The organism is Thalassotalea algicola, assembly GCF_012932965.1.
Taxonomy (GTDB): domain Bacteria; phylum Pseudomonadota; class Gammaproteobacteria; order Enterobacterales; family Alteromonadaceae; genus Thalassotalea_F; species Thalassotalea_F algicola.
Genome location: NZ_JABBXH010000002.1, coordinates 612,399 through 637,063, shown reverse-complemented (window position 1 = coordinate 637,063; position 24,665 = coordinate 612,399). Strand labels below are relative to the sequence as shown.

24 protein-coding genes are annotated in these 24,665 nt (G+C 39.2%); 4 read left to right on the top strand and 20 right to left on the bottom strand.

The window, feature by feature from the left end; genetic code table 11:
- Positions 1 to 74 precede the first annotated feature (74 nt).
- The 7 genes from acpP to yceD form a co-directional block, all read right to left on the bottom strand.
- Positions 75 to 308, bottom strand: a complete 234-nt coding sequence (acpP, locus tag HII17_RS07570; RefSeq protein ID WP_116000470.1) for an acyl carrier protein — start codon at positions 306 to 308, stop codon at positions 75 to 77.
- A gap of 167 nt (positions 309 to 475) precedes the next feature.
- Entirely contained in the window at positions 476 to 1,210 is a 735-nt protein-coding gene (gene fabG / locus HII17_RS07565) for a 3-oxoacyl-ACP reductase FabG (protein ID WP_169074732.1), read from the bottom strand.
- A 35-nt stretch (positions 1,211 to 1,245) separates the two neighbouring features.
- Positions 1,246 to 2,184, bottom strand: a complete 939-nt coding sequence (gene fabD / locus HII17_RS07560) for an ACP S-malonyltransferase (protein WP_169074731.1) — start codon at positions 2,182 to 2,184, stop codon at positions 1,246 to 1,248.
- A 45-nt stretch (positions 2,185 to 2,229) separates the two neighbouring features.
- Positions 2,230 to 3,189, bottom strand: a complete 960-nt coding sequence (locus HII17_RS07555) for a beta-ketoacyl-ACP synthase III (RefSeq protein WP_169074730.1) — start codon at positions 3,187 to 3,189, stop codon at positions 2,230 to 2,232.
- Positions 3,190 to 3,196: 7 nt separating this feature from the next.
- Entirely contained in the window at positions 3,197 to 4,225 is a 1,029-nt protein-coding gene (gene plsX / locus HII17_RS07550; RefSeq protein WP_169074729.1) for a phosphate acyltransferase PlsX, read from the bottom strand.
- A gap of 25 nt (positions 4,226 to 4,250) precedes the next feature.
- Complete coding sequence (gene rpmF / locus HII17_RS07545; protein WP_169074728.1) at positions 4,251 to 4,421, bottom strand: 50S ribosomal protein L32; 171 nt, start codon at positions 4,419 to 4,421, stop codon at positions 4,251 to 4,253.
- Positions 4,422 to 4,459: 38 nt separating this feature from the next.
- Positions 4,460 to 4,972 carry a 23S rRNA accumulation protein YceD gene (gene yceD, locus HII17_RS07540; protein WP_169074727.1) on the bottom strand — a complete coding sequence of 171 codons (513 nt, stop codon included), beginning with the start codon at positions 4,970 to 4,972 and terminating at the stop codon, positions 4,460 to 4,462.
- Positions 4,973 to 5,088: 116 nt separating this feature from the next.
- Between yceD and HII17_RS07535 the strand changes: the two genes are divergently transcribed.
- Positions 5,089 to 5,676 (top strand): Maf family protein, encoded by a 588-nt coding sequence (locus HII17_RS07535; protein WP_169074726.1) that lies wholly within the window; start codon positions 5,089 to 5,091, stop codon positions 5,674 to 5,676.
- On the opposite strand, the gene HII17_RS07530 is transcribed toward HII17_RS07535, so the two are convergent.
- Both HII17_RS07530 and rluC read right to left on the bottom strand, forming a co-directional pair.
- Positions 5,639 to 6,316, bottom strand: coding sequence for an HAD-IA family hydrolase (locus HII17_RS07530; RefSeq protein WP_169074725.1), 678 nt, complete (start codon positions 6,314 to 6,316; stop codon positions 5,639 to 5,641). The genes HII17_RS07535 and HII17_RS07530 overlap by 38 nt on opposite strands.
- Positions 6,309 to 7,271, bottom strand: a complete 963-nt coding sequence (gene rluC, locus HII17_RS07525; RefSeq protein ID WP_169074724.1) for a 23S rRNA pseudouridine(955/2504/2580) synthase RluC — start codon at positions 7,269 to 7,271, stop codon at positions 6,309 to 6,311. The genes HII17_RS07530 and rluC overlap by 8 nt, the downstream gene beginning before the upstream one ends.
- 565 nt (positions 7,272 to 7,836) lie before the next feature.
- Between rluC and rne the strand changes: the two genes are divergently transcribed.
- On the top strand, positions 7,837 to 10,749 hold the full coding sequence (gene rne, locus HII17_RS07520; RefSeq protein WP_169074723.1) for a ribonuclease E: 2,913 nt from the start codon (positions 7,837 to 7,839) through the stop codon (positions 10,747 to 10,749).
- 78 nt (positions 10,750 to 10,827) lie between these two features.
- Here rne and HII17_RS07515 read toward each other — a convergent pair whose 3' ends face one another.
- The 10 genes from HII17_RS07515 to gyrA all read right to left on the bottom strand — a co-directional run bounded on the left by HII17_RS07515 (position 10,828) and on the right by gyrA (position 21,868).
- Positions 10,828 to 11,133 (bottom strand): ComEA family DNA-binding protein, encoded by a 306-nt coding sequence (locus tag HII17_RS07515; RefSeq protein ID WP_169074722.1) that lies wholly within the window; start codon positions 11,131 to 11,133, stop codon positions 10,828 to 10,830.
- 101 nt (positions 11,134 to 11,234) lie between these two features.
- On the bottom strand, positions 11,235 to 11,930 hold the full coding sequence (pyrF, locus tag HII17_RS07510) for an orotidine-5'-phosphate decarboxylase (RefSeq protein ID WP_169074721.1): 696 nt from the start codon (positions 11,928 to 11,930) through the stop codon (positions 11,235 to 11,237).
- A 198-nt stretch (positions 11,931 to 12,128) separates the two neighbouring features.
- On the bottom strand, positions 12,129 to 13,298 hold the full coding sequence (lapB, locus tag HII17_RS07505) for a lipopolysaccharide assembly protein LapB (RefSeq protein ID WP_169074720.1): 1,170 nt from the start codon (positions 13,296 to 13,298) through the stop codon (positions 12,129 to 12,131).
- 9 nt (positions 13,299 to 13,307) lie between these two features.
- Positions 13,308 to 13,511, bottom strand: a complete 204-nt coding sequence (locus HII17_RS19200; protein ID WP_268969144.1) for a LapA family protein — start codon at positions 13,509 to 13,511, stop codon at positions 13,308 to 13,310.
- A 101-nt stretch (positions 13,512 to 13,612) separates the two neighbouring features.
- A complete protein-coding gene (ihfB, locus tag HII17_RS07495) occupies positions 13,613 to 13,900 on the bottom strand; it encodes an integration host factor subunit beta (protein ID WP_169074718.1) in 288 nt (95 codons plus the stop codon).
- Positions 13,901 to 13,989: 89 nt separating this feature from the next.
- Positions 13,990 to 15,654 carry a 30S ribosomal protein S1 gene (gene rpsA, locus HII17_RS07490; protein ID WP_169074717.1) on the bottom strand — a complete coding sequence of 555 codons (1,665 nt, stop codon included), beginning with the start codon at positions 15,652 to 15,654 and terminating at the stop codon, positions 13,990 to 13,992.
- An 89-nt stretch (positions 15,655 to 15,743) separates the two neighbouring features.
- On the bottom strand, positions 15,744 to 16,439 hold the full coding sequence (cmk, locus tag HII17_RS07485) for a (d)CMP kinase (protein WP_169074716.1): 696 nt from the start codon (positions 16,437 to 16,439) through the stop codon (positions 15,744 to 15,746).
- A gap of 208 nt (positions 16,440 to 16,647) precedes the next feature.
- A complete protein-coding gene (gene aroA / locus HII17_RS07480; RefSeq protein ID WP_169074715.1) occupies positions 16,648 to 17,928 on the bottom strand; it encodes a 3-phosphoshikimate 1-carboxyvinyltransferase in 1,281 nt (426 codons plus the stop codon).
- Between the two features lie 67 nt (positions 17,929 to 17,995).
- Entirely contained in the window at positions 17,996 to 19,084 is a 1,089-nt protein-coding gene (gene serC / locus HII17_RS07475) for a 3-phosphoserine/phosphohydroxythreonine transaminase (RefSeq protein WP_169074714.1), read from the bottom strand.
- Positions 19,085 to 19,165: 81 nt separating this feature from the next.
- Complete coding sequence (gyrA, locus tag HII17_RS07470; RefSeq protein WP_169074713.1) at positions 19,166 to 21,868, bottom strand: DNA topoisomerase (ATP-hydrolyzing) subunit A; 2,703 nt, start codon at positions 21,866 to 21,868, stop codon at positions 19,166 to 19,168.
- 396 nt (positions 21,869 to 22,264) lie between these two features.
- Between gyrA and HII17_RS07465 the strand changes: the two genes are divergently transcribed.
- A complete protein-coding gene (locus HII17_RS07465; RefSeq protein WP_169074712.1) occupies positions 22,265 to 22,507 on the top strand; it encodes a TIGR02922 family protein in 243 nt (80 codons plus the stop codon).
- Between the two features lie 65 nt (positions 22,508 to 22,572).
- On the opposite strand, the gene HII17_RS07460 is transcribed toward HII17_RS07465, so the two are convergent.
- Entirely contained in the window at positions 22,573 to 23,868 is a 1,296-nt protein-coding gene (locus HII17_RS07460) for an APC family permease (protein WP_169074711.1), read from the bottom strand.
- Positions 23,869 to 23,952: 84 nt separating this feature from the next.
- Between HII17_RS07460 and ubiG the strand changes: the two genes are divergently transcribed.
- Complete coding sequence (gene ubiG, locus HII17_RS07455) at positions 23,953 to 24,663, top strand: bifunctional 2-polyprenyl-6-hydroxyphenol methylase/3-demethylubiquinol 3-O-methyltransferase UbiG (RefSeq protein WP_169074710.1); 711 nt, start codon at positions 23,953 to 23,955, stop codon at positions 24,661 to 24,663.
- Positions 24,664 to 24,665 lie beyond the last annotated feature (2 nt).

Sequence of the window (24,665 nt, the reverse complement as noted above, 5' to 3'; positions counted from 1 at the left end):
AGTTCGTTATAGAAATAACGAGATGTAATACTTAGAAAGTAAACAGGCGACTTTAAAAGTCGCCTGAATAAATATTACTGGTTAGCTGTTACGTAATCGATAGCAGCTTGTACAGTTGTGATCTTCTCTGCTTCTTCATCAGGGATCTCTGTATCAAACTCTTCTTCTAACGCCATTACTAATTCAACAGTGTCAAGAGAGTCAGCGCCTAAATCGTCAACAAATGAAGCTTCATTTGTTACTTCGTCTTCGCTAACACCTAATTGCTCAACTGTAATTTTCTTTACGCGTTCTTCGATAGTACTCATTTTTTTTCCTTTACTAAAAAGATGCAATTTTGCAAATTGCGTGTAGTGTATTCGCCATCAAGTAACCATGCAAGCATCTAATTTTACTTTTTCTTCTGGTCTAACCTGTTGGCCTGTCTATATTTATATCAGTTTGGTTAATTTTAACAAGGCTTGAAACAGCAATGTTAAACCATATACATGCCACCATTGACATGTAAAGTCTCACCCGTGATATATGCTGCAGCATCAGATGCTAAATAAGCAACTGCGCTTGCGATCTCTTCTGGCTTACCTAAACGATTTGCAGGTACTTGAGAAAAAATACCTTCTTTTTGCTCATCGGTTAAGGTTTGCGTCATATCAGTATCAATAAAGCCTGGCGCAACCGTGTTAACAGTAATGCCACGAGAAGCAACTTCTCTAGCTAAAGATTTAGTAAACCCGATTAGGCCAGCTTTAGCTGTAGCGTAATTAACTTGCCCTGCGTTACCCATAGTACCAACAACAGAACCAATATTAATAATTCTACCGTCACGCTTTTTCATCATTGGGCGCAATACAGCCTTACTAATTTTAAAAATAGAGGACAAATTAGTATCAATTATATCGTTCCATTCATCGTCTTTCATGCGCATGATCAAATTATCACGCGTAATACCCGCGTTGTTGACTAAAATATCAACGCCGCCATGATTAGCTTTTATTGTCTCAAACAGCGCACTAATAGAGTCATTATTCGTAACATTAAGCACTTGGCCGTTACCTGCACCTAAGTATTCACTTATTTTTTCAGCGCCATGTTCTGACGTTGCGGTACCAATTACTGTAGCACCCATCTCTTTTAACTGACTGGCAATTGCTTTACCAATTCCGCGGCTTGCACCCGTAACCAATGCAACTTTACCATCTAATGAAAACATATTTTTTCCTGTTATAAAAATGTTTAGCAATCGTTTTATACTAAAACAAGATCTTTAGCCTTAACTAGCGAGCCATTATCATTTATTGCAACACAACTAAGTGATTTATCAATTCGCTTTGTCAAGCCTTGTAATACTTTTCCTGGACCGACTTCCAGTAATTTTTCTACATTTTCTTTCGCTAACAGTTCAACCGTTTCTGTCCAGCGCACTGGGCTATATAACTGGCGAATTAACGCAGATTTAATTTTTTCAACATCTTGCTCTGCCTGTACATCAACATTGTTAATCACAGGTAGTTTAGGGGTATTGAAGGTTATTTTTTCGAATTCTAAAGCAAGTTTATCTGCTGCAGGCTTCATTAAAGCGCAGTGCGATGGAACACTTACCGGCAATGGTAGTACTCGCTTTGCACCAGCTTCTTTACATAGTTCACCGGCTCTTGCTACTGCTTCACTATTGCCGGCAATAACTACTTGACCAGGTGAATTAAAGTTAACTGCAGATACGACTTGTTCTTGGCCTGCACTTTCACAAGCTTCGATGATTTTATCATCGGCTAGGCCAATAATAGCTGCCATGGCCCCTGTTCCTTCAGGAACAGCAGCTTGCATATACTCGCCGCGTTTTTCTACAAGCTTAACACCATCTGCTAAAGAGATAACATCTGCACAGACGAGCGCAGAATATTCGCCTAAACTATGACCGGCTAGAAAAGCAGGTGTCTTATCACTTTCACTCTGCCACAAGCGCCATAAAGATACACTCGCTGTCAGTAATGCCGGTTGGGTATGGTTAGTTGCATTTAGTTTTTCAACAGGACCTTCAGCAATCAGCTGCCATAAGTTATACCCTAAAGCATTTGACGCTTCTTCGAATGTCGATTGAACAATCTCATTGTCAGCAAAGTCATTAAGCATGCCAACAGTTTGTGACCCTTGACCAGGGAAAACAAACGCTAAATTATTTTGCATTTTCGTACCTAAAATTAAGTGTTGAAATGATGTTGATAGCAATTATTAGTATTTTAATAATGCCGAGCCCCAGGTAAAACCACTACCAAAGGCTTCTAATAATAATGTTTGACCTCTTTGAATTCGGCCATCTCTAATCGCTTCATCTAGCGCAGTTGGAATAGTTGCAGCGGATGTATTGCCGTGTTTATCTAAGGTTACGACCACTTGGTCCATCGACATATTAAGTTTTTTCGCTGTCGCTTTAATGATTCTTAAATTTGCCTGATGTGGCACTAGCCAATCAATATCTGACTTTTCCATGCTGTTAGCGGTAAGTGTTTCTTCAACAATTTGGCTTAACTTGGAAACTGCAAACTTAAAAACCTCATTACCTTTCATGTAGATGTAGGCTTTTTCTTCAGTTAGTGGTTCGCCACGCTTTGGAGAATCTGCTCCTAATAACGCACCGTAATTGCCATCAGCATGAATATGCGTGGAAAGAATACCAACTTGCTCAGAGGCCTCTAAAACTACTGCGCCAGCACCATCACCAAATAAGATAATGGTACTACGATCTGTTGGCTCACATAAATGAGAAAGTACATCAGCACCAATTAAAAGAATACGTTTGGCCATTCCCGATTTAATGTATTGATCCGCAACACTTAAGCCGTAAATAAAGCCCGAGCAAGCTGCAGCAATATCAAATGCCGGAATAAATGGCATGTCTAAATGTTTTTGAACAAAGCAAGCTGCACTTGGTAAGTCTGCATGAGAACTTGTCGTACCCACAATAATCATATCGATATCAGCTTTATCCACACCCGCCATTTCTATGGCTTTTTCAGCAGCTTTTGCTGACATATATCCGACGTTTTCTTTTTCTGACGAAATTCGACGTTCTTTGATACCTGTGCGGTCAGTAATCCATTGATCTGTTGTATCGACGAGCTTTTCTAAATCTGCATTGGAGCGAATTTTTTCGGGGAAGTAACTACCAGTACCAATGATTTTTGAATACATATTTTATTTAGGGCCTTTGTATTAATCCTTGTTCCAAGCTGTCTTTAATTTTTTCTGGAACTTGTCTCTCAACCTCTTTTACAGCTTCCATGATAGCGGTAAAAAAAGCTTTTTTATTTGCATTTCCGTGGCTCTTGACCACAATGCCCCGCAATCCTATCAAACTTGCGCCGTTGTACTGGTCGGGGTTCAGTGATTTAAACAGTTTTTTTAATGTTGGTGCAAGAAATTGCCCTAAAATTTTCGCGAAAACATTCTTTTCAAATACTGATTTAACCTTTTCGTACACTAAAGTAGCGACACCTTCACAAGTTTTTAAAGCGACATTACCAACAAAACCATCACAAACGATAACGTCCGCTTTATTATTAAAGATGTCGTTACCTTCAATAAAGCCAACATAATTAATGTCAGGGTTTTGTGCAAGCTGTGAAGCAGCGAGCTTTATATGATCACTACCTTTGATATCTTCTTCACCCATATTAAGTAACGCAATACGAGGTTTACATACGCCGTCTACCTGTTCGGCCATCACGGCACCCATTAGGCCAAACTGATACAAGATATCGGCATCACAAAAAACATTAGCACCTAAATCAAGCATAAATACGTGGTTGTCTTTATCTCGCGTCGGTAAAGAGGAAATAAGTGCCGGACGTTCAACACCGGGTAAAGTTTTTAAAACGAAATGTGCAGTAGCAAATAACGCTCCCGTGTTACCAGCGCTAACACATGCAGATGCTTTTCCTTGCTCTACAAAATCAATGGCCTTGCGTAACGAAGAATCTTTCTTGGAGCGCATTGCAGTTGATGGTTTTTCGTCCATAGCAACAACTTGTGTCGTATGACAAATACTTAACCTAGGGTGGTTTAGCGCATTATTTTTATGGAGTATGTCTTGGATGGTGTGCTGATCGCCGCATAAGATAAGAGATAACGAGGGTAAATGATTTACCGCCATTATTGCTGCAGGGATCGTTATAAGGGGGCCTTTATCGCCCCCCATAACATCTAACGCAATGGTTAGACTATTCAAAGTTGTTCTCGCTATGTCTTACGACTTATTTAGCGATTACTTTAACACCTTTGTAAAAACCGTCTGCCGTAACGTGATGACGACGGTGAGTTTCACCAGATACTGGATCTACTGATAAATTTTCTGCTGTTAAAGCGTCGTGTGAACGGCGCATGCCACGTCTAGCACGAGACTTTTTGCTCTTTTGAACTGCCATAGCCTAACTCCTAAAATCGGTTGCTAACTAAAATATAACTACTTGAGTTGTTTCAATACGTCAAATGGATTTGGCTTATCAAGCTCTTCTGGCAATTCACCCCAAGTACTGTCGGCATCTGCCTGACAATCATTGAGTTCATGCCTTGGAATTAACGGAATAGCGAGTAATAACTCTTCTTCCACTAACTCTCGCAAGTTAACTTCACCATTTTCATCTAATTCTATTGCGTCATAATATGACGGCAAATCTGCAGCACCTTCAGCGTTTTTAACTGGACTGAATTGAAAATCAATTTCCAACTTATGATCAAACACTTCATTACAGCGTTGACATATCAGCCCTACTGATGCCGAGCCTTTACCTGAAAAAATAACCAGGCCAAGTTCATCCACATCAAACTGAAAACTTACTTCGATATGCTCCGCACAGCTTTCGCAAGCGTCAAGCAATCGCTTCATTTCCGATAATTCAAAGACTCCCACACACTCAAGTCTTCTTTGAGCGCTTTTGTAAGGATCTATCGTTACTGGAAGCTTAAGGTTCTGCATAAGGCGCGCATAATAATGCCCATGAGAGCATGTGTCAAAAGAAATTTAAGGTTTTTCTTTAATTTCCGACTACAGGTACAATAATAGCTAATTATTATACAAAAATCGTAATAAAGATGAAAAATATCATTTTAGCTTCAACCTCTCCTTTTCGTAGACAATTGCTCGAAAAATTAAATTTGCCTTTTGACGCATCTAGTCCAGATATCGATGAATCCCCATTAGATAACGAAACACCAAGTCAGCTCGTTGCTCGCTTAGCTCTAGCAAAAGCTTCTAAGGTTGCACAACATAGTCACGCTGCGTTAATCATAGGTTCAGATCAAGTCGCCGTTTTTAATAGTGAGATTTTGGGAAAGCCGCATAATGAAGAGAATGCTTTCAAACAATTAAAGGCATTTAGTGGTAACAGAGTAACCTTTCTAACTGGCTTAGCGGTAATAGATAGCTACGACAATAAAGAAAAAATCATCGTTGAGCCATTTCATGTGCATTTTAAAGTACTCTCTGACAGTGATATCAGACACTATATTAAAGCAGAGAAGCCATTTAACTGTGCAGGTAGTTTTAAAAGTGAAGGACTAGGGATTTGTCTATTTGAAAAGCTTGAAGGTGCAGACCCAAATACACTTATCGGTTTACCACTAATTCGTCTTACGGAAATATTTAAGGAGTTTGGCTTGAATGTATTGGATTACCAGTAAGTAATCTCCCTAACTCTAAAATAGAGTCGACAATGGCATTAGGGTTACATGTTTGTAATCGAGTTTTACTGTCGGCTCCAAGAGTAATCCCTACACTATCAACACCTGCATTATTAGCCATGGTAAGATCATGTATCGAATCCCCTACCATAACAGCTTCATGAGTTGCTATTGAAAGTTCTGCTAATAATACATTTAACATATGCGGATTTGGTTTAGATTGTGATTCATCAGCACAAATTGTCATATCAAATAAGTGATGAGTCTCAGTATCAAGTAACATTTTATCAAGACCTGCTCTCGCCTTTCCCGTTGCTACCGCAATCAATTTACCTTGTTCCTGAAGCCTTTCGAGTAATAACTTGCCGTGCTCAAATAATGGAGCAGGTATAGGGTTATCAAACAAAAATTGTTGACGATATGCCGCTATCAATTGCTTTTCCTCATCTTGCGTTATTCCGGGAAATAGCTGCTGGCAAGCCACCGATAAACTTAAACCAATAATGCTTTTGGCTTGTACGTCAGTAGGTATTGCTAAACCGACCTGTTTGGCAGCCAACTGTAACGAAGATACAATCCTGCCTATAGAATCCATTAGCGTGCCATCCCAATCAAAAATATAAAGTTTATAGTTATCCATTTTTACTTACTTTTAATCTTTTCAGTACTTTTTCAAGGTTAGCATCTAACGGTGCTTCAATTTTAAGGCGCTTTTCTGTTCTAGGGTGCGTAAACTCAATACTTGCGGCATGTAAGAACAATCGCTTTAAACCCGCTTCTTTCATTACTTCATCAAATGGTTCTACGCCGTATTTAGGATCACAAGCAATTGGATGACCTTTAGTTTGACAATGTACACGGATTTGATGCGTTCTTCCTGTTACAGGAAAAGCCCTAACAAGTGTTGCACCATCATAATGTTGAATGACTTTATATCGGGTTTCAGACTCTTTACCATTGATGTTATCGACAATGACAACACGCTCTCCTGATTTAAGGTCATTTTTTCTAAGGCCTTCTGTTACCTTAGTAAGTTTTGGTGACCACCGACCTTTGACCAATGCTTGATAAAATTTTTGTACATTCTTCTTTCGCAATTGCTCATGCAAATTACGCAGCGCCGAGCGTTTTTTGGCGACAACTAAACAACCAGAGGTATCTCTATCTAAGCGATGTACTAGTTCAAGCATTTTAGATTGTGGTCGTAATGCCCTTAATGCTTCTATAACGCCAAAGTTAACCCCACTGCCGCCATGTACAGCCATCCCTGATGGTTTATTTATCACTAACAACACTTCATCTTCATAAATAATCTGCGACTCTAAATTAGCTACGACATTTAATTGCGTAGATACGGGTGCAGACTTTTCAGAAATTCTAATTGGAGCGACACGAACAATGTCTTCAGCTTGAATTTTATATTCTGGTTTGGTGCGTTTTTTATTTACTCTGATTTCCCCTTTGCGTAACAACCGATAGATCATACTTTTCGGCACGCCTTTAAGAGTTTTCAGTAAATAATTGTCTATTCTTTGTCCGCTTTCATCAGCATCGATAGTGAAAAAACGAACTTTTGGCTTACTTTCTTCTTTCATGCGCGCAGTCTAGCATAAAAAATCCCCCTTTTAGCTAAAATAAACAGCTATTTGATTGCTTTGCGGATGAATATAGTGGGATAATATGGGCCGTTACATTCGCAAGACGAAATATGTAACTTTTTTGGAAGCACTTATTGAAAAAGTAAGAGGCAAAATGAGGCCACATTACTGAGCAATTCATAGAGAATTGACTCAATAACTGAACGGCCCGTTGTGAAACTTGGCGTGTGTAACTTACCAAGCAGATACATAAACATTTTGTCCAGCATTAAGAGTGCAAAATTAATTTAATAAGTCTACTGCAAATACTAGAACGTATCAGCTAATAAACAATAGCAGCTCAGTAGACTAAGCACAGCACAATATGCTGAGCACATAAAGAATTATAAATACGAGATTAATTCCTCGTACTACAATCAGATAATTTAACAGCTTACTAAGTATTACCGACTTAGTAAGAATGACATCCGAGATGGCTGACAGATTGCTGTTACCTTTGCAATAGATTGCTTTGTGTTCTAAGCAAATGGTGTGCTGTGGCAAAAATAGAGTCACAGAAACTATGAAACGTATGTTAATCAATGCTACACAATCTGAAGAATTGCGTGTAGCGCTAGTCGACGGGCAACGCCTTTACGATTTAGATATCGAAAGTCCTGGCCACGAACAGAAAAAAGCCAATATTTACAAAGCAAAAATCACACGAATCGAGCCTTCATTAGAAGCAGCATTTGTTGATTACGGTGCCGAGCGCCACGGCTTCCTGCCAATGAAAGAAATCGCTCGTGAATACTTTCCTGATGGTTACAAGTTCCAAGGCCGACCTAACATTAAAGATGTGTTAACTGAAGGCCAAGAAGTTATTGTTCAAGTTGATAAAGAAGAGCGCGGCCAAAAAGGTGCAGCGTTAACCACATTTATCAGCCTAGCCGGCAGCTACTTAGTATTAATGCCAAATAACCCTCGTGCAGGTGGTATTTCTCGCCGCATTGAAGGTGATGAACGAACTGAATTAAAAGCTTCATTAAATAAGTTAGACTTACCAAAAGGCATGGGCTTAATTGTTCGTACCGCAGGGGTAGGAAAAGACTATGAAGAGCTAGCTTGGGATTTAAATGTATTGCTTCATCACTGGAAAGCAATCGAGGATGCAGCTGCTAGCCGCCCTGCACCTTTCTTGATCCATCAAGAAAGTAATCTAATTTTACGTGCTATCCGTGACTACTTACGCCGAGATATCGGTGAAGTTATCGTAGATCGTCCTAAAGTGTTTGATAGCGTTAAACAGCATATCGAACTAGTACGTCCTGATTTCGCAAGCAAAGTGAAGTTATATAACAACGACGTACCACTATTTACTCACTATCAAATCGAAACACAAATAGAATCGGCTTTCCAGCGCGAAGTGCGTCTACCTTCAGGTGGTTCAATTGTAATTGACCCAACTGAAGCCATGATATCAATAGATATCAACTCTGCGCGCGCTACTAAAGGTGGAGATATTGAAGAAACCGCCTTTAATACTAACTTAGAAGCTGCTGAAGAAATTGCACGCCAATTACGTTTACGTGATGCCGGTGGTTTGGTAGTTATCGACTTTATCGATATGACACCTGTACGCCACCAACGCGAAGTTGAGAATCGCTTAAGAGAAGCTGTGCAACAAGATAGAGCTCGCATTCAGTTGGGCCGTATATCTCGTTTTGGCTTAATGGAAATGTCTCGTCAACGATTGCGTCCTTCAATAGGCGAAACAAGCCAGAACGTTTGCCCTCGTTGTAACGGTACAGGCCACGTTCGTGGTATTGAGTCACTAGCGCTTTCCATCCTTCGATTAATGGAAGAAGAAGCGATCAAAGAAAATACTGCACACGTACAGGCACAAGTTCCTGTGCCTGTAGCAACGTATTTGCTTAATGAAAAACGTCGCTCGGTAATGCACGTTGAAAAACACCATGGTGTAAAAGTGCTAATCATTCCTAACCCGAATATGCACACGCCACAATACGAAGTATTGCGAGTACGTCAAGATGAAACGGTAGATGAAGCAAGCTACGACGTAAAAGTTAGACAAGCGGAAGTTGAAGAAGCGGTAATGCCGAAATTCAACAAAGAAGCGGCTAAGAAAGACGAGCCAATTATTCAAGGCATGACTGCTCCAAACCGAGCACCAGCGACGAATAAGCCGAATGCCAAAACTAATTCGAAAGCTAAAGATGAAAAAGGTGTTATTGCGTCATTATTCTCTTGGTTAGGTGGCCTTTTCTCTACGGAAGAACCTAAAAAAGAAGAAAAGCCTAAACCTAAAGGTAAAGGCCGTCGCGACAACAACCAAAACCGTAATCGTAAAGGTAGACAAAATAATCAACGTCGCAACCAACGAAATACGAATAAAGAAGATGGCGTAGAAGCTCGCGAACCTAAGCAACAAAACAAAGCCAAAAAGCCTCGCAAGCAAGAGCAAGAGCGTTCGCCTAAAAAACCTCAAGAGGAAAAAGTAGCAGAACGCCGTCAGCGAAGAAACAACCGCAAAAAAGTTCGAATGACTGACGAAGTTACAGCAAAAAATAATGTTGAAGAGTTAGATAACACAAAAACTCAGCAACCAAATAAGAAGGCGCCTCAAGCGAAAAAAGCTGAAAAGGCTCAAAAAGCTCAATCTTTAGACCAGATAGAATCTACGGCTGAAATCTCAACAGTTCCTGAAACTTCAGAGAGTAACGAATCAGCGAAGCCAGAGCGTTCTAGAAGCAGACGTTCACCTAGACACTTACGTTCACATGGCCAACGTCGTCGCCGTTCAGCTGAAGATAAATCAGATGTTGAAAACATTGAAAATGCCAATGCAATAACAGCGGAAATTACTGAAGATCCTGTTGAAACAAGATATCCAGAAGTTACTGCTATCGTTGAGGCTCCAAATGAGCCAGCTGAAAACAAAGCAGAAGTTCAACAAACATTACCTGGTTTTGAAGCTGAGCAAGCTTCAGAGAGCCCAAGTGACGATGTTGTAGCTGATATAAAACCTGCTGAAGTTAAAGCGGTTGAAACGCCACAGCCAGTTGAAATGCCAAACAACGCCGAAGACGAAGTAGTATCTTCTGAAAAAGGCGATTCTGTTGACACAGAAAGTACTGTAGAGAAAGCTAGCAGTGACAGTAGCGCTGTAGAAGTTAGCACTAAGACTAATAGCGATGCTACAGCAACAGTTAATGAAGAAGCTGTACTAACTGAAGAGAAAGTAAAGCCAGTTAAAAAAGCTAAATCAACAAGCAAAAAAGCTAAACGTGCTAACGGTGTACCCGCTGGTAAGGCAAGCTCACCAATGACTAAAGCGACAGGTATTGATTCAATCAAAGAAATACCAACAGACTTTATGGTTGCTGCTGATAGACAAGCTCATAGTAAGTCTGACAAACAGGCATCTAGAGTTAGTGCAACCAACATGAGTAATGCAGGGCCAACTAAGCCTTAATTTATCAAGCGATATATACGATGAAAGGCCAAAGCACATGCTTTGGCCTTTTTATATCAAGAATCAGATTAATAAACCTTATAAGGCAATAATCGTTCTATTAGCTTCCACCGTTTTATCGCTTATGCCTTTAACATTAGACAAGTCGTCAGCTGAATAAAATTTTCCATTAGCTTCGCGATAATTAATTATTGCACGCGCCTTTTTCTTACCTACTCCTTTAAGCAAGACAAGTTGTTCAATACTAGCTTGATTAATATTAATCGGCATCGTAATGATTGATTGAACCTTCTGCTCCTCTTTAGCGAGGTCATCAGATGCAACTGATAAAAATGGTGAAGAAAGCAATAACGCTGCGAATGCAGCTATTTTGTAGGTTTTCATGTTCACTCCTTGTGAATATTTGTCCATAAAAAAAAACAGTCATATAAATATGACTGTTTTAATAATTAGTATGCTTTTTTAAAAATGTCAAAAATTTACAATTAAATAAGCGATTGATTTATTTCTTGTAATACTTGATGAGGATTATCTGCCTTAGTAATTGGGCGACCAATAACTAAGTAGTCTACGCCAACATTTACCGCTTGTTCTGGTGTCATAATACGTTTCTGGTCGTCAGTATTACTGCCAGCAGGTCTTATTCCTGGAGTTACAAGTTTAAAGTCAACACCAAAACTATTTTTAAGTGATTCAGCTTCCCAAGCGGAGCACACAACTCCATCTAGACCAGCGTTTTGTGCAAGCGTAGCTAAACTATTAACATGCTCTGCTGGTGTTTTTTCAATACCAATTCCTTCGAGATCTTCTTCACTCATACTCGTTAACACAGTTACGGCTATAAGTAATGGCGCTTTATCACCATATGGTACAAGTGCCGCTTTTGCTTTTTCCATCATTTTCGTGCCGCCCATTGCATGCACATTCACCATCCAAACACCAAGTTCAGCTGCTGCTGTTACCGCTTTAGCGACCGTATTAGGGATATCGTGAAATTTAAGATCCAAGAATACGTCAAAGCCACGATTAACAAGTTCTTTTACAAACTCTGGTCCAAAATAGGTAAACATCTCTTTACCGACTTTTAACCGACAATCACTTGGTTTTATTTTATCGACAAATGCTAACGCATCAGCTTGATTATCAAAATCCAATGCAACGACAACTTTCGCATCACTCATATAAGGTTTCCTTTACGTTATTAGGAAATAATTAGCGTTATTTTATATTGGTTGGCTTAACTTTTTAACTTTTTAAGTGCTAAATAGTAAGATTTATTTTAATTAGAAAGCTAATAGCTTAAGAAGAGAAGCGCTGTTTATAAATACATAGTGCATCGAGAATAAACGCTATAAGCTCGTCTAGGACGAATAAAGCGACTATTCTCCTTCTAGGCCCCGCACAGGCTTTAATTGTTCCCAATCATGACAAGAAGGACATGCCCAATAATGCGTACTACTATTAAAGCCACAAGTTCTGCAACTATATCTTGGACGCATATTAATATAGGCTGAAATAAGCTCCTTAATGACATCTAAGCTTTCTTTTTGGCTGTCTGATGACTCACTTGCTAACTGCAACTTAACAAAATGCTTAAAACCTCTAATTGTTGGTCGCCTTTTTAAAGCAACTAATAAAAACTCTACCGCCTTTTCTTCGCCATAACTGGCAATCATAAATTCGAGGTATTTAATTAATGTACTAGTGCTAGCAGTTTCGTCATAAACTTTTTTTATAAAATCAAAAAATATGCGCTCTTCATTAAGCTCTTTATAACAAACATGCATTTTCTCGATTACTTCAGGAAAGAATTCTTTGTCTTGTTTATATATGGCTTGGTAGCATTTCACGGCTTGTTCGAATTGGCCATGTTCTTCATATACACCCGCTAAATGCCAATTCGCGCGACATGACTTTGGATCGCATTCTAACGCCTGCTCTAAAAGTTCAATAACATCGATAAACTTTTCCTGACTTTGCGCTGCAACCGCTTGTTCACAATAAAAATTGGCCAAGTTATGTAAGAGTTGCTTATCTTTCAGCTTAAATATGGTTTTCTTAAGCGCTATACCTTGTTGCCAGTCTTTAGTTGACTGATAGATTTGCATTAGATAACCAAGTGATTTCAATTGATATTGCTTAGATTTAAGCAACTTCTGAAACATATGTTCAGCTCGATCATACAAGCCAGCGGTTAAGAAGTCCTTCGCTAATTCAAAGATAGCCTGTTGCTGTGCTTTGGATGGCAAGTTACCATGGCGAACTAAATGTTCATGTACCTTAAGCGCCCTATCTAACTCTCCACGCTTTCGAAAAAGATTTGCCATAGCAAAGTGAGCTTCAACGCTATCATCTTCTACTTTTAATGCTTCAAGTAAATAATCAATCGCTTTATCCTGTTGATTAGATAATAGATAATTCAAACCGGTTGAATATTTAATTGAGAGGTCTTGCTTCGCAGTTTGATCTTTTTGTTTAATGCTATTGCGTCCCATAAACCAGCCATAGCCCATGGCAACAGGTAGCAATAAAAACAGCAACTCTAACATATTGGAAATTTAGCCTTTATCACGCTTTCGCTTTAATGGTCTAAGCAACTTTAAAAACAACATAAATACAATTCCTAATACAAAACCTAACATCGTAAATAAGCTAACCGCCATTGCAACTGGCATGTTAGATTTAGCTATTAAATAGTTTAATGTAATTAACTGTTCGTTCTGGCTTCCAAATATAAAAGCAATGATAAGTAGCACGAACATCACAAAAATAGTGAAATAGAGTTTCAAGTGAATATCCAAATATATTTGATGAAAAAAAACGGCATGCTACAAAGCATGCCGTTTTTAGATATATTTCGCAACTAAGCTAAGGAAGCATTAACGCGTTCACGCAGCTCTTTGCCGGGCTTAAAGTGTGGTACATATTTACCACTTAGTTCTACTGCTTCACCAGTCTTTGGATTACGACCAGTGCGTGGAGCACGGTAATGTAGTGAAAAACTACCAAACCCTCTAATTTCAATACGCTCTCCTTTTGACAAGGATTGCGCCATCATTTCAAGAATTTCCTTGATAGCAGATTCAACATCTTTAGCTGGAATATGAATTAATTTTTCAGCTAATTTTTCAATGAGTTCTGACTTGGTCATTAGACCTCCCAGTTGTCATTAAGCATCACGCTCATGCAGTTTTACTAAAGGAGGTAATAAATTACCTCCTCACCTTAAGCGCTAAAGAATTAACCTTTAGCGTTTTTAAATGCTTCAGCCATTGCGTTTGTGAAACCTGAATCTTCAGTTTGGTTCAAGTTATCCATCGCTTGACGCTCTTCAGCTTGATCTTTCGCTTTGATAGATAAGCTAATTGAACGATTCTTACGATCAACACCCATGAACTTAGTTTCAACTTCGTCACCAACTGATAATTCAGTTGTTGCATCTTCAATGCGGTCACGAGAAATGTCAGAAACACGTAAGTAGCCTTCAACACCTTCAGCTAATTCAATCTTAGCGCCTTTAGCGTCAACTTCAACTACTTTACCATTAACAATAGCACCTTTTTTGTTATCTGTCAGATACATATTGAATGGATCGTCTTCCGCTTGCTTAACGCCTAATGAGATGCGCTCACGCTCTGGATCAACTTGTAGTACAACAGCTGAAATTTCGTCACCTTTCTTGTATTCACGTACAGCTTCTTCACCGCCATTCCATGAAATATCAGATAAGTGAACAAGACCGTCGATGCCACCGTCAAGACCGATGAAGATACCGAAGTCAGTAATTGACTTGATCTTACCGCTAACTTTATCACCTTTGTTGAAGTTCTTAGCGAACTCTTCCCAAGGGTTCGGAACACACTGCTTAAGACCTAAAGAAATACGACGACGTTCTTCGTCAATTTCTAATACTAATACTTCAACAGTGTCACCTAAGTTAACAACTTTAGATGGGTGGATGTTTTTGTTAGTCCAATCCATTTCAGAAACGTGAACTAAACCTTCAACGCCTTCTTGGATTTCAACGAAACAACCGTAGTCTGTTAAGTTAGTAACACGGCCAGAAAGCTTAGAACCTTCTGGATAACGGTTAGCAATAGCTACCCATGGATCTTCGCCTAACTGCTTCATACCTAATGAAACACGAGTACGTTCACGGTCGAACTTAAGTACTTTAACTTGGATCTCGTCACCAACATTAACGATTTCACTTGGGTGCTTAACACGCTTCCAAGCCATATCTGTAATGTGTAGTAAGCCATCAATACCGCCAAGATCTACGAATGCACCGTAGTCAGTTAGGTTCTTAACGATACCTTTAACTTCTTGACCTTCTTGTAATGACTCAAGTAACTCGTCACGTTCAACGCTGCTTTCAGATTCGATAACAGCACGACGAGAAACAACTACGTTATTACGCTTCTGATCAAGCTTAATAACTTTGAATTCTAAATCTTTACCTTCAAGGTGCGCAGTATCACGTACTGGACGTACGTCAACTAATGAACCTGGTAAGAATGCACGAATATTGCTTACTTCAACAGTGAAACCACCTTTAACTTTACCGTTGATAACACCGATAACAGTTTCTTTTTCTTCGTAAGCTTTTTCAAGCACTTGCCATGCTTCGTGGCGTTTTGCTTTTTCGCGAGAAAGTACAGTTTCGCCGAAACCGTCATCTGTAGCGTCTAATGCCACATCTACTTCAGAACCAACTTCAATTTCTACTTCACCAGCAGAGTTTTTGAATTGGTCAATCGAAATAACAGACTCTGATTTAAGACCTGCGTCAACAATTACGTTGTCTTTTTCGATTTTAACTACAGTACCCTTGATAATTGAACCAGGGCGCGTTTCGATCTCTTTTAAACTTTCTTCAAAAAGTTGTGCAAAATTTTCAGTCATACCTGTGTATAAACTCTTTTAAATTAATCCAATCAACATACATGTTTCATGGGGTTGTTAAAAATACCTTTTGTATCCTTACGCAAGGTTTAAATATCTTCTGTTTGCGTCAATTTTTCATTCGTAAATGACAAGATTTTATTAACCACTTCCTGTATGGAAAGATCAGTAGAATCAATAACTAACGCACCTTCTGCTGGCACCAACGGAGCTACAGAACGATTCTGATCACGTTCATCTCGCTGACGTATGTCATCCAAAAGGCGCCCGATTTTAACATCAAAGCCTTTTTCCTTCAACTGTTTATATCGACGTTCGGCACGCTCTTCTGCACTAGCAGTTAAAAATACTTTAACTGGCGCATCAGAGAAAACAACCGTCCCCATATCTCGGCCATCAGCAACTAGCCCTGGCTCAACTCGGAATGCTCTTTGGCGACGTAATAATGCTTCTCGAATTCGAGGAAACGCAGCTACCTTTGAAGCAAGCGCACCAACTTCTTCAGTGCGAATGCTATCAGACACATCCTCACCTTCTAAAACCACCTTACTTTCACCTTCACCGGTAATTTCAAATTGCACATCAAGATGAGCTGCAATTGGAATTAGCGGCTCTTCTTCTTGAACTTCAATATTGTGATGCATCAATGCTACAGCTAGCACTCGATAAATTGCGCCACTGTCTAGCAACTGCCAACCTAATTGGTCTGCAACAAAACGAGATACTGTCCCTTTACCGGCCCCACTAGGCCCATCTATCGTGATTACTGGAATGCTTTCTTGCATACATTTATTCTCCTAATGTCGCAAATCGGCGGCATTATACGTGAATTGTCATTCAAAATCGCCCAAAAAGTTAATTTGTAACAATTTTAAAACAAGTTATTTTCGACTGCCTTTGATGCTTTAAATATTTGTAGAAACCAAGCGCGATGTAGAGGTATAGCAAACGGATTATTGCTATAGACCTCTATATCTAATTTAATATTCCAGATTAACTCGAAACTTGTGACAGCTTTTCAAAGTAGTCCGGAAATGTTTTTGCAGTACACCTTGGGTCATTAATCGTGACCGGTGTATTGCTTAAAGCAACCAATGAAAAGCACATAGCCACACGATGATCATTGTAAGTATCAATTTCTGCGTGCTTAAGTGTGGCAGGAGGTGTAACACTTATATAGTCCTCACCTTCTTCTACTGTTGCCCCAACCTTTCTAAGCTCTGTCGCCATAGCGTTGAGTCGATCGGTTTCTTTAACTCGCCAATTATAGATATTGCGAATGCTTGTTGTTCCTTTAGCAAACAACGCAGTGGTAGCAATTGTCATTGCAGCATCAGGTATATGGTTCATATCCATATCAACCGCAGTTAATGGTTTTCCAACTACGGAAATTGATTCATCATTCCACGTCACTTCTGCACCCATTTTCTCAAGTACATCGGCAAAATGTTTATCGCCCTGAACACTTAATTTACCAATACCGTGTACAGTTATTTGACCACCCTTTATCGCACCAGCAGCTAAGAAATAAGATGCAGAAGATGCATCGCCTTCTACCATATACTTAGGGACGGCTTGATATGATTGGTTACCACTAACAGTAAATGACTGATAATTGTTATTTTCTACTTTCACACCAAACCTCGACATAATATCGAGCGTGATATCAATATAAGGCTTGGACACTAAGTCCCCTTGGATATCAATGTATGTATCTGTTTTTAATAGTGGTGCAACCATTAAAATAGCCGTTAAAAATTGGCTAGAAATAGAGCCATCAATTGAAACTTTGCCGCCATCTAGTGCTTTACCAATAATTTTGACAGGCGGATAATCTCTATTTTCAAGGTACTCGACATTGGCATTAAGTTGGCTCAACGCATCCACTAAATGACCAATAGGACGCTCTTTCATTCGAGGTTCGCCCGTTAATACAAACTCACCATCACTTGCCGCAAGCGCAGCACACAATGGACGCATCGCTGTACCAGCATTACCTAAATAAAGTTCAAGTGGTTGTTCGGCTTTAAAAAAACCATCGTTTCCAATAACTGTGCACTCTGTGCCACAGTCACTTAATGAATACTCAATGCCTAGTTTGGATAAGGCATTAAGCATATGATTGATATCGTCGCTTACTAGTAAGTTAGTTATTTTCGTCGTGCCGCTAGCAAGTGATGCTATTAATAACGCTCTATTAGATAAACTTTTCGAACCCGGCAAAAATATTTCACCGTTAATTCTATTGATAGGTTGTAGAGTTAACTGTTCCATGTTAGTTAACCTCCAACGCTGGTTTTGTTTTATGTTCTGACATGAATACTTCCTTCATTTCTTTTTGTTATGCTTTATGACGCTCAGCGAATACGTTCATAAAGTTGACTAACGCGGCTACCCCTTCAATTGGCATTGCGTTATATATACTCGCTCTCATACCACCTACACTTCGATGGCCTTTAAGCGCTAATAAACCAGATTGTTCAGCTTCAGCGAGAAAACTACTATTTAATGATTCGTCATTAAGCCAAAATGGAATGTTCATTAAAGAGCGATTTGATTTATCGATATTATTTTTGTAAAAACCACTCTGATCAATACATTGATAAAGCATATTCGCTTTTTCTATGTTGACTCTACTTATACCTTCTACACCACCTATATCCTTCAGCCACTCGAAAACTAAGCCAGCTAAATACCAGGCGAACGTTGGCGGCGTGTTGTACATTGAGCCATTGTTAGCCGCTAATTGATAATTAAATACGGAAGGCGTTTCCTTTCGAGCATTGCCAATTAAGTTGTCACGAACAATTACTATTGTTAAACCTGACGGCCCAATATTTTTCTGTGCACCTGCGTATATTAGCCCAAATTTACTTACATCTATTTCTCTAGACAAAATAGTCGATGACATATCGGCTATTAATGGCACACCATTAGTTTCTGGTATTTCAAAAATCTCTATACCATCAACAGTTTCATTTGGACAGTAATGTACATATTGTGCATCTGCTGATAACGCCCAATCAGTCGGTGATTTTATTGACTTGATGTTATCAATGTCTTGCACTGCATCTATGACATTAATATTGCCATAATTTGCAGCTTCTTTTGCCGCTGCACTGGACCAAGAGCCTGTTACAATATAATCCGCTTTTGCATCAGTCGGTAACAGGTTTAATGGAACCGCAGAAAATTGACCTCGGCCTCCACCATGCATAAATAGTACATGGTAGTTTTCAGGAATATCCATCAGCATACGAAGATCTGCTTCAGCCTTTTCTGCGACAGCCATATAGGCCTTACTACGGTGGCTCAATTCCATTACCGAACACCCTAAATCTTGCCAGTTAATAAGCTCGGATTGTGCTTTTTCCATCACGATAGACGGTAACATTGCAGGACCTGCACAGAAATTATATGTTGCAGACATTATCTCGATATTCCTTATTCAATTTTTATTAGTGAAAAAAAATGGGCGGTTAGACCGCCCATTATTATTATTTTTCAGGCGTTACTCTTCAGGGTCGCCGAGCGACTCTTCACTAAACTCTGATTTTTCTTGTACTGGCGCTTCGCTACCGTCTGAAGAAGCTTCCACTTCACCTTCGATAACGTCATCACACTCTTCAATTTCATCAATACGTTGAAGTGCAACTACGTGCTCATCTTCAACAGTACGAATTAAACGTACACCTTGAGTATTACGACCAATAACACTAACTTCGTTGACACGAGTACGTACTAACGTACCGTTATCAGTAATCATCATTATCTCGTCGTTTTCTTCAACTTGAACAGCGCCGACTACCTTACCGTTACGCTCACTCACTTTGATAGAAACTACACCTTTGGTAGCACGACTCTTCGCTGGGTACTCTGCTAATGAAGTACGCTTACCGTAGCCATTTTCAGTAACCGTCAACACTGGGCCATCATTCTTAGGTACAATAAGTGAAACAACTTTTTGATCACCCTCAAGCTTAATACCACGTACACCTGTCGCAGTACGACCCATTGGCCTTAATGCTAAGACTTCTTCACCTGTTTCAGGATCAAGCTTAATTTCACCGGTTTCGCTGTCACGTTGCTTCTCATTAAAGCGCACAACTTTACCTTCGTCAGAGAACAACATGATGTCATTCTCACCGTTGGTAATATCAACACCAATTAACGTATCATCGTCACGTAAATTCAAAGCAATAATACCGTTAGCACGTTGATTCGAGTACGCTGTTAATGGCGTTTTCTTAACAGTACCAGACGCTGTAGCCATAATGATGTACTTGTCTTCTTCATATTCACGGACAGGTAAAATTGCCGTAATGCGTTCATCACTTTCCAATGGCAATAAGTTTACAATTGGACGACCACGTGCTGTTCGACTAGCTAATGGTAATTGGTATACCTTCAACCAATATAGTTTTCCGCGATTTGAAAAACATAAAATAGTGTCATGTGTATTAGCAACTAAAAGACGCTCAATGAAATCTTCTTCTTTCATCTTAGTAGCAGCTTTACCCTTACCACCTCGACGTTGTGCTTCATAATCACTAAGTGCTTGGTATTTAACATAACCTTCATGCGAAAGTGTTACGACGACATCTTCTTCATTAATTAAATCTTCTAATGAAATATCATGTGAAGCATTGGTAATTTCAGTACGTCGCTCATCGCCAAATTCTTCACGAATTGCTTCAAGTTCTTCTTTAATCACTTCCATCAAGCGCTCTGGCGAGCTCAAAATGTGCAATAATTCAGCGATTAAGTCTAATAACTCTTTGTACTCATTTAGAATCTTTTCGTGTTCCATGCCAGAAAGCTTATACAACTGTAGATCTACAATCGCTTTTGCTTGCTCTGGGGTTAGGTAATATAAACCATCACGAATACCATATTCAGGCTCCAACCATTCTGGGCGTGCAGCATCGGTACCGGCGGTTTCCAGCATGCTACTTACGTTGCCTAGTGCCCACCCTTGTGAAACTAGTTTTTCTTCCGCTTCTTTACGATTCGCTGAGCTTTTAACAAGTTCAATAACAGGGTCGATATTAGCTAACGCAATTGATAAGCCTTCTAAAATATGAGCTCTGTCTCTCGCCTTACGTAATTCAAAGATAGTACGGCGAGTAACTACTTCACGGCGATGAAGCAAAAAGGCATCAAGCATTTCTTTAAGGTTAAATAATTTAGGCTGACCTTCGGTCAATGCCACCATATTTAAACCAAACGACACTTGCATTTGAGTCAGTTTATATAGGTTATTTAATACAACCTCACCAACGTCTCCACGTTTTACTTCAATAACCATACGCATGCCGTCTTTATCAGACTCATCACGTAAGGCAGAGATACCCTCTAGACGTTTCTCTTTAACAAGCTCTGCCATTTTTTCAATTAGGCGCGCTTTGTTAACTTGATAAGGCAACTCATGAACAACGATGGTTTCTTTGCCTGAAGTTTCATTGACTTCAATTTCTGCTCGCGCTCGAATTTTGATTTTACCGCGACCAGTTTTATAAGCTTCTATGATCCCCGCTTTACCGCTGATAATACCTGAGGTAGGGAAATCTGGACCTGGAATGTATTCCATTAATTCATCAATGGTTAATTCACCATTATCAATTAATGCTAAACAACCGTTGATTACTTCGGTTAGATTGTGTGGAGGTATGTTTGTTGCCATACCAACCGCAATACCTGAAGAGCCATTAACTAATAGTGCAGGAATTCGAGTTGGCATTACCGCAGGAATATGTTCTGTACCATCGTAGTTAGGTACAAAGTCTACGGTTTCTTTTTCTAAGTCAGCTAAGATCGAATGTGAGATCTTATTCATACGTATTTCGGTATAACGCATTGCCGCCGCAGAGTCACCGTCAACCGAACCGAAGTTACCCTGACCATCTACGAGCATATAACGCATAGAAAAATCTTGCGCCATTCGAACAATTGTATCGTATACAGCAGTATCACCATGCGGGTGATATTTACCAATTACGTCACCAACAACACGGGCTGACTTTTTATATGGTTTATTCCAGTCATTGCCTAGTACATTCATTGCGTAAAGTACGCGTCTGTGTACTGGTTTTAAACCGTCACGTACATCAGGAAGTGCACGGCCAACAATTACACTCATTGCGTAATCTAAATACGAGCTTTTTAACTCGTCTTCAATATTGACCGGGAGGATTTCTTTTGCCAGATCGGACATAAATCGATGGTATCCCTATTTATACAGAATTTTTCGAAATTATTATTTTAATTTAAGCAGTGCATACTACCACAAAAGGTAGGGATGCCATACAGCTTTCTGAGCTTCATTTTGCTATGTTCGTCATGGATTATCAAGGGAATATTACAACCATATATAAACCCTAATATCTCCTTGTTTATATTAAAATTTTATATGCAAACATCCAGAATAACCTAAGTCATTTCTCTTGATGCGAATAGACGACATCTCAAATTGAACAATAAACAACCACTCACTATACCTAAACCAATTGTTAGCGTTACAGTTGAGTAACAATTGAATACCAATTCACAACAGACAAATAACTGAATTGAAATTACATTGTAACAACTACATGAGATTGAGGGTTCAAACATGAACGCCATTAATGAACTAGTCACTGTTCTATATTATGACGAGCAGGACTTACAACTAAAACATCACTATGGAAATTTTCCTCGCAATCAAAATGGGCGTGTGACTTTACCTAATGACTTTAAAGACGATAAACAGGTTATTGCTGTGTGCGCTGGCATCGTTAATATTATGAATAAACTGGGAGATAGGGTATACGGCGAGTCTATCGACTATCAGAAAGAAGCGCAAATACACTATTAATTGCTAATTAATAGTGTATTAGCTTTAAGCTATTTTTTAATACTTTATGACTATTTCAAACGAAGTTACTCAACTTTTTTATTTTTTGTTTTAGGTCGGGTTAACCAAAATAACCCACTACCACAGCAACAAAAAGCCATTGTTGTTAACCAACTCTGCCAACTAGCGGCACTTGCAAGCCATAAACACACGCAAAGCGCTAACAAAGGAATCAATAAGCCCAATGGTAATATCCATTGAGTTTGGCTTTGAATCAGTTCTTTTTTTAATTTAACAAGCGCAGAAATCGTAATAAAATAGCCAATTAGACGCGCCAATGAACTGATTATCGCTAGCCAAATAAAGCTGCCAGTCAATGCCAATATCATGGCAAAAACAACAAGAAATATGATAGAGTTTTGCGGTGTCTTAGTTTTTTCAGATATTGATGCAAACCACTTAGGTAAATTACCTTGTCGGGCCAAGGCAAAAGTCATCCTTGGAGCGGTAAATACAATCGCTGATAAATTACCAGAAATTGATACAATCGCTGCAATGCCAATAATGGCTGCTCCTATACTTCCAACCATAACTTGCGCACTATCAGCTAGTGGCGCACTGCTAATTGCAACATTATCTAATACAGAAATAGAAACCACTTGAATACAAAAATAAAGTATTGCGGTTATAAGCAAAGTAGAAATTAATGCTTTAGCAATCATTTTCTTAGGCTCTTTACTCTCCCCCGCTGGTATTACTGCTCCTTCAAAACCAATGTATGCATATACTAGTAATAATAATGCTCCACTTAAGTTTTCAACTTCATCAAGATTAAATGCCACAACCTTATCTAAATCAATATAAGTAAAACCTAACAATACAAATAGTACTAGGGGCAGCAGCTTTATCGCAGTGATAATGTTAATAATTGACATTGTTTGAGCAGCATTTCTTAAGTTAAGCCACAATAAGGTGATTAACACAAAAATGATGCTGAACGAATGTAGAAATCCTTGGGCAAATCCATCATAAAAAAAACTAAGGTATAACACTATTGCGTTGGTATTAGCGGCAAGTGCCGTTAAGCGCCCTATATACAATAACCACGTCGTTTGAAATGCTATATGATCACCAAATGCTCGCTTAGCGTAAGCGACCGGTCCACCAGTATGATCGAACCCCATGGCAAGCTGCGCAAAACACAAGACAATGAGCAGCATAAGTACCGCACAAATTAAAAACGCCCATGGGCTAAAGTTACCAGTTTGGGCAGCAGCCCCTGCCGGCAATGCAAATATCCCTGCACCAATCAGTCCATTAATCGCTAATGCTGCTATACCAAATTTACCGATTACCCGTTTAAGTTTGCTTTGAGACATCATTAGTGCCTTTTTATTATTATTTTAATGCTTGCTTGAATTTATTGGTTTAGAATCTTCGCCAAGATTCATCACTACCTTATAACAATGTCAAAATCTCTCAACGTAAATTTGAATGAAATAGCAAAATTCGAAAAAGTTGCTAGCCAATGGTGGGATCTCTCAGGAGACTTTAAACCACTTCATCAAATAAATCCTTTGCGCAGACAGTTTATCTTACAACACGTTTCTGAATTGTTTGGTAAATCTATAATAGATGTCGGCTGTGGTGGCGGAATTCTTGCGGAAAGTTTAGCTAAGTTAGGTGCAAATGTTACTGGTATAGATATGGGAGAGGAACCTTTAAACGTAGCCAAACTTCATGCGCTAGAATCTGGAGTAGAAGTTAGTTATCAAAAAATAACTGCTGAAGAAAAGGCCCAAGAAAACCAAGAAGTGTTTGATATAGTTACTTGTATGGAAATGCTAGAACATGTGCCAAACCCTGCATCAATCGTTAATGCGTGTGCTCAACTGGTAAAACCCGGTGGTTATGTATTTTTTTCGACACTGAATAAAACGACCAAATCCTATTTATTAGCAATTTTAGCCGCAGAAAAGCTATTTAAATTAGTGCCAGATGGTACCCATGATCACGACAAATTTATTCGACCTTCAACTTTAATTGGCTGGGCCGAAGCTAGCCAATTAAAATGCATTGACGCGACTGGCATTCACTACAACCCTGTAACAGAAAACCACAAGTTAGCACCAGGTTTGGATGTTAATTATATTTTGTGCTGTCAAAAGGTAGGTTAAGA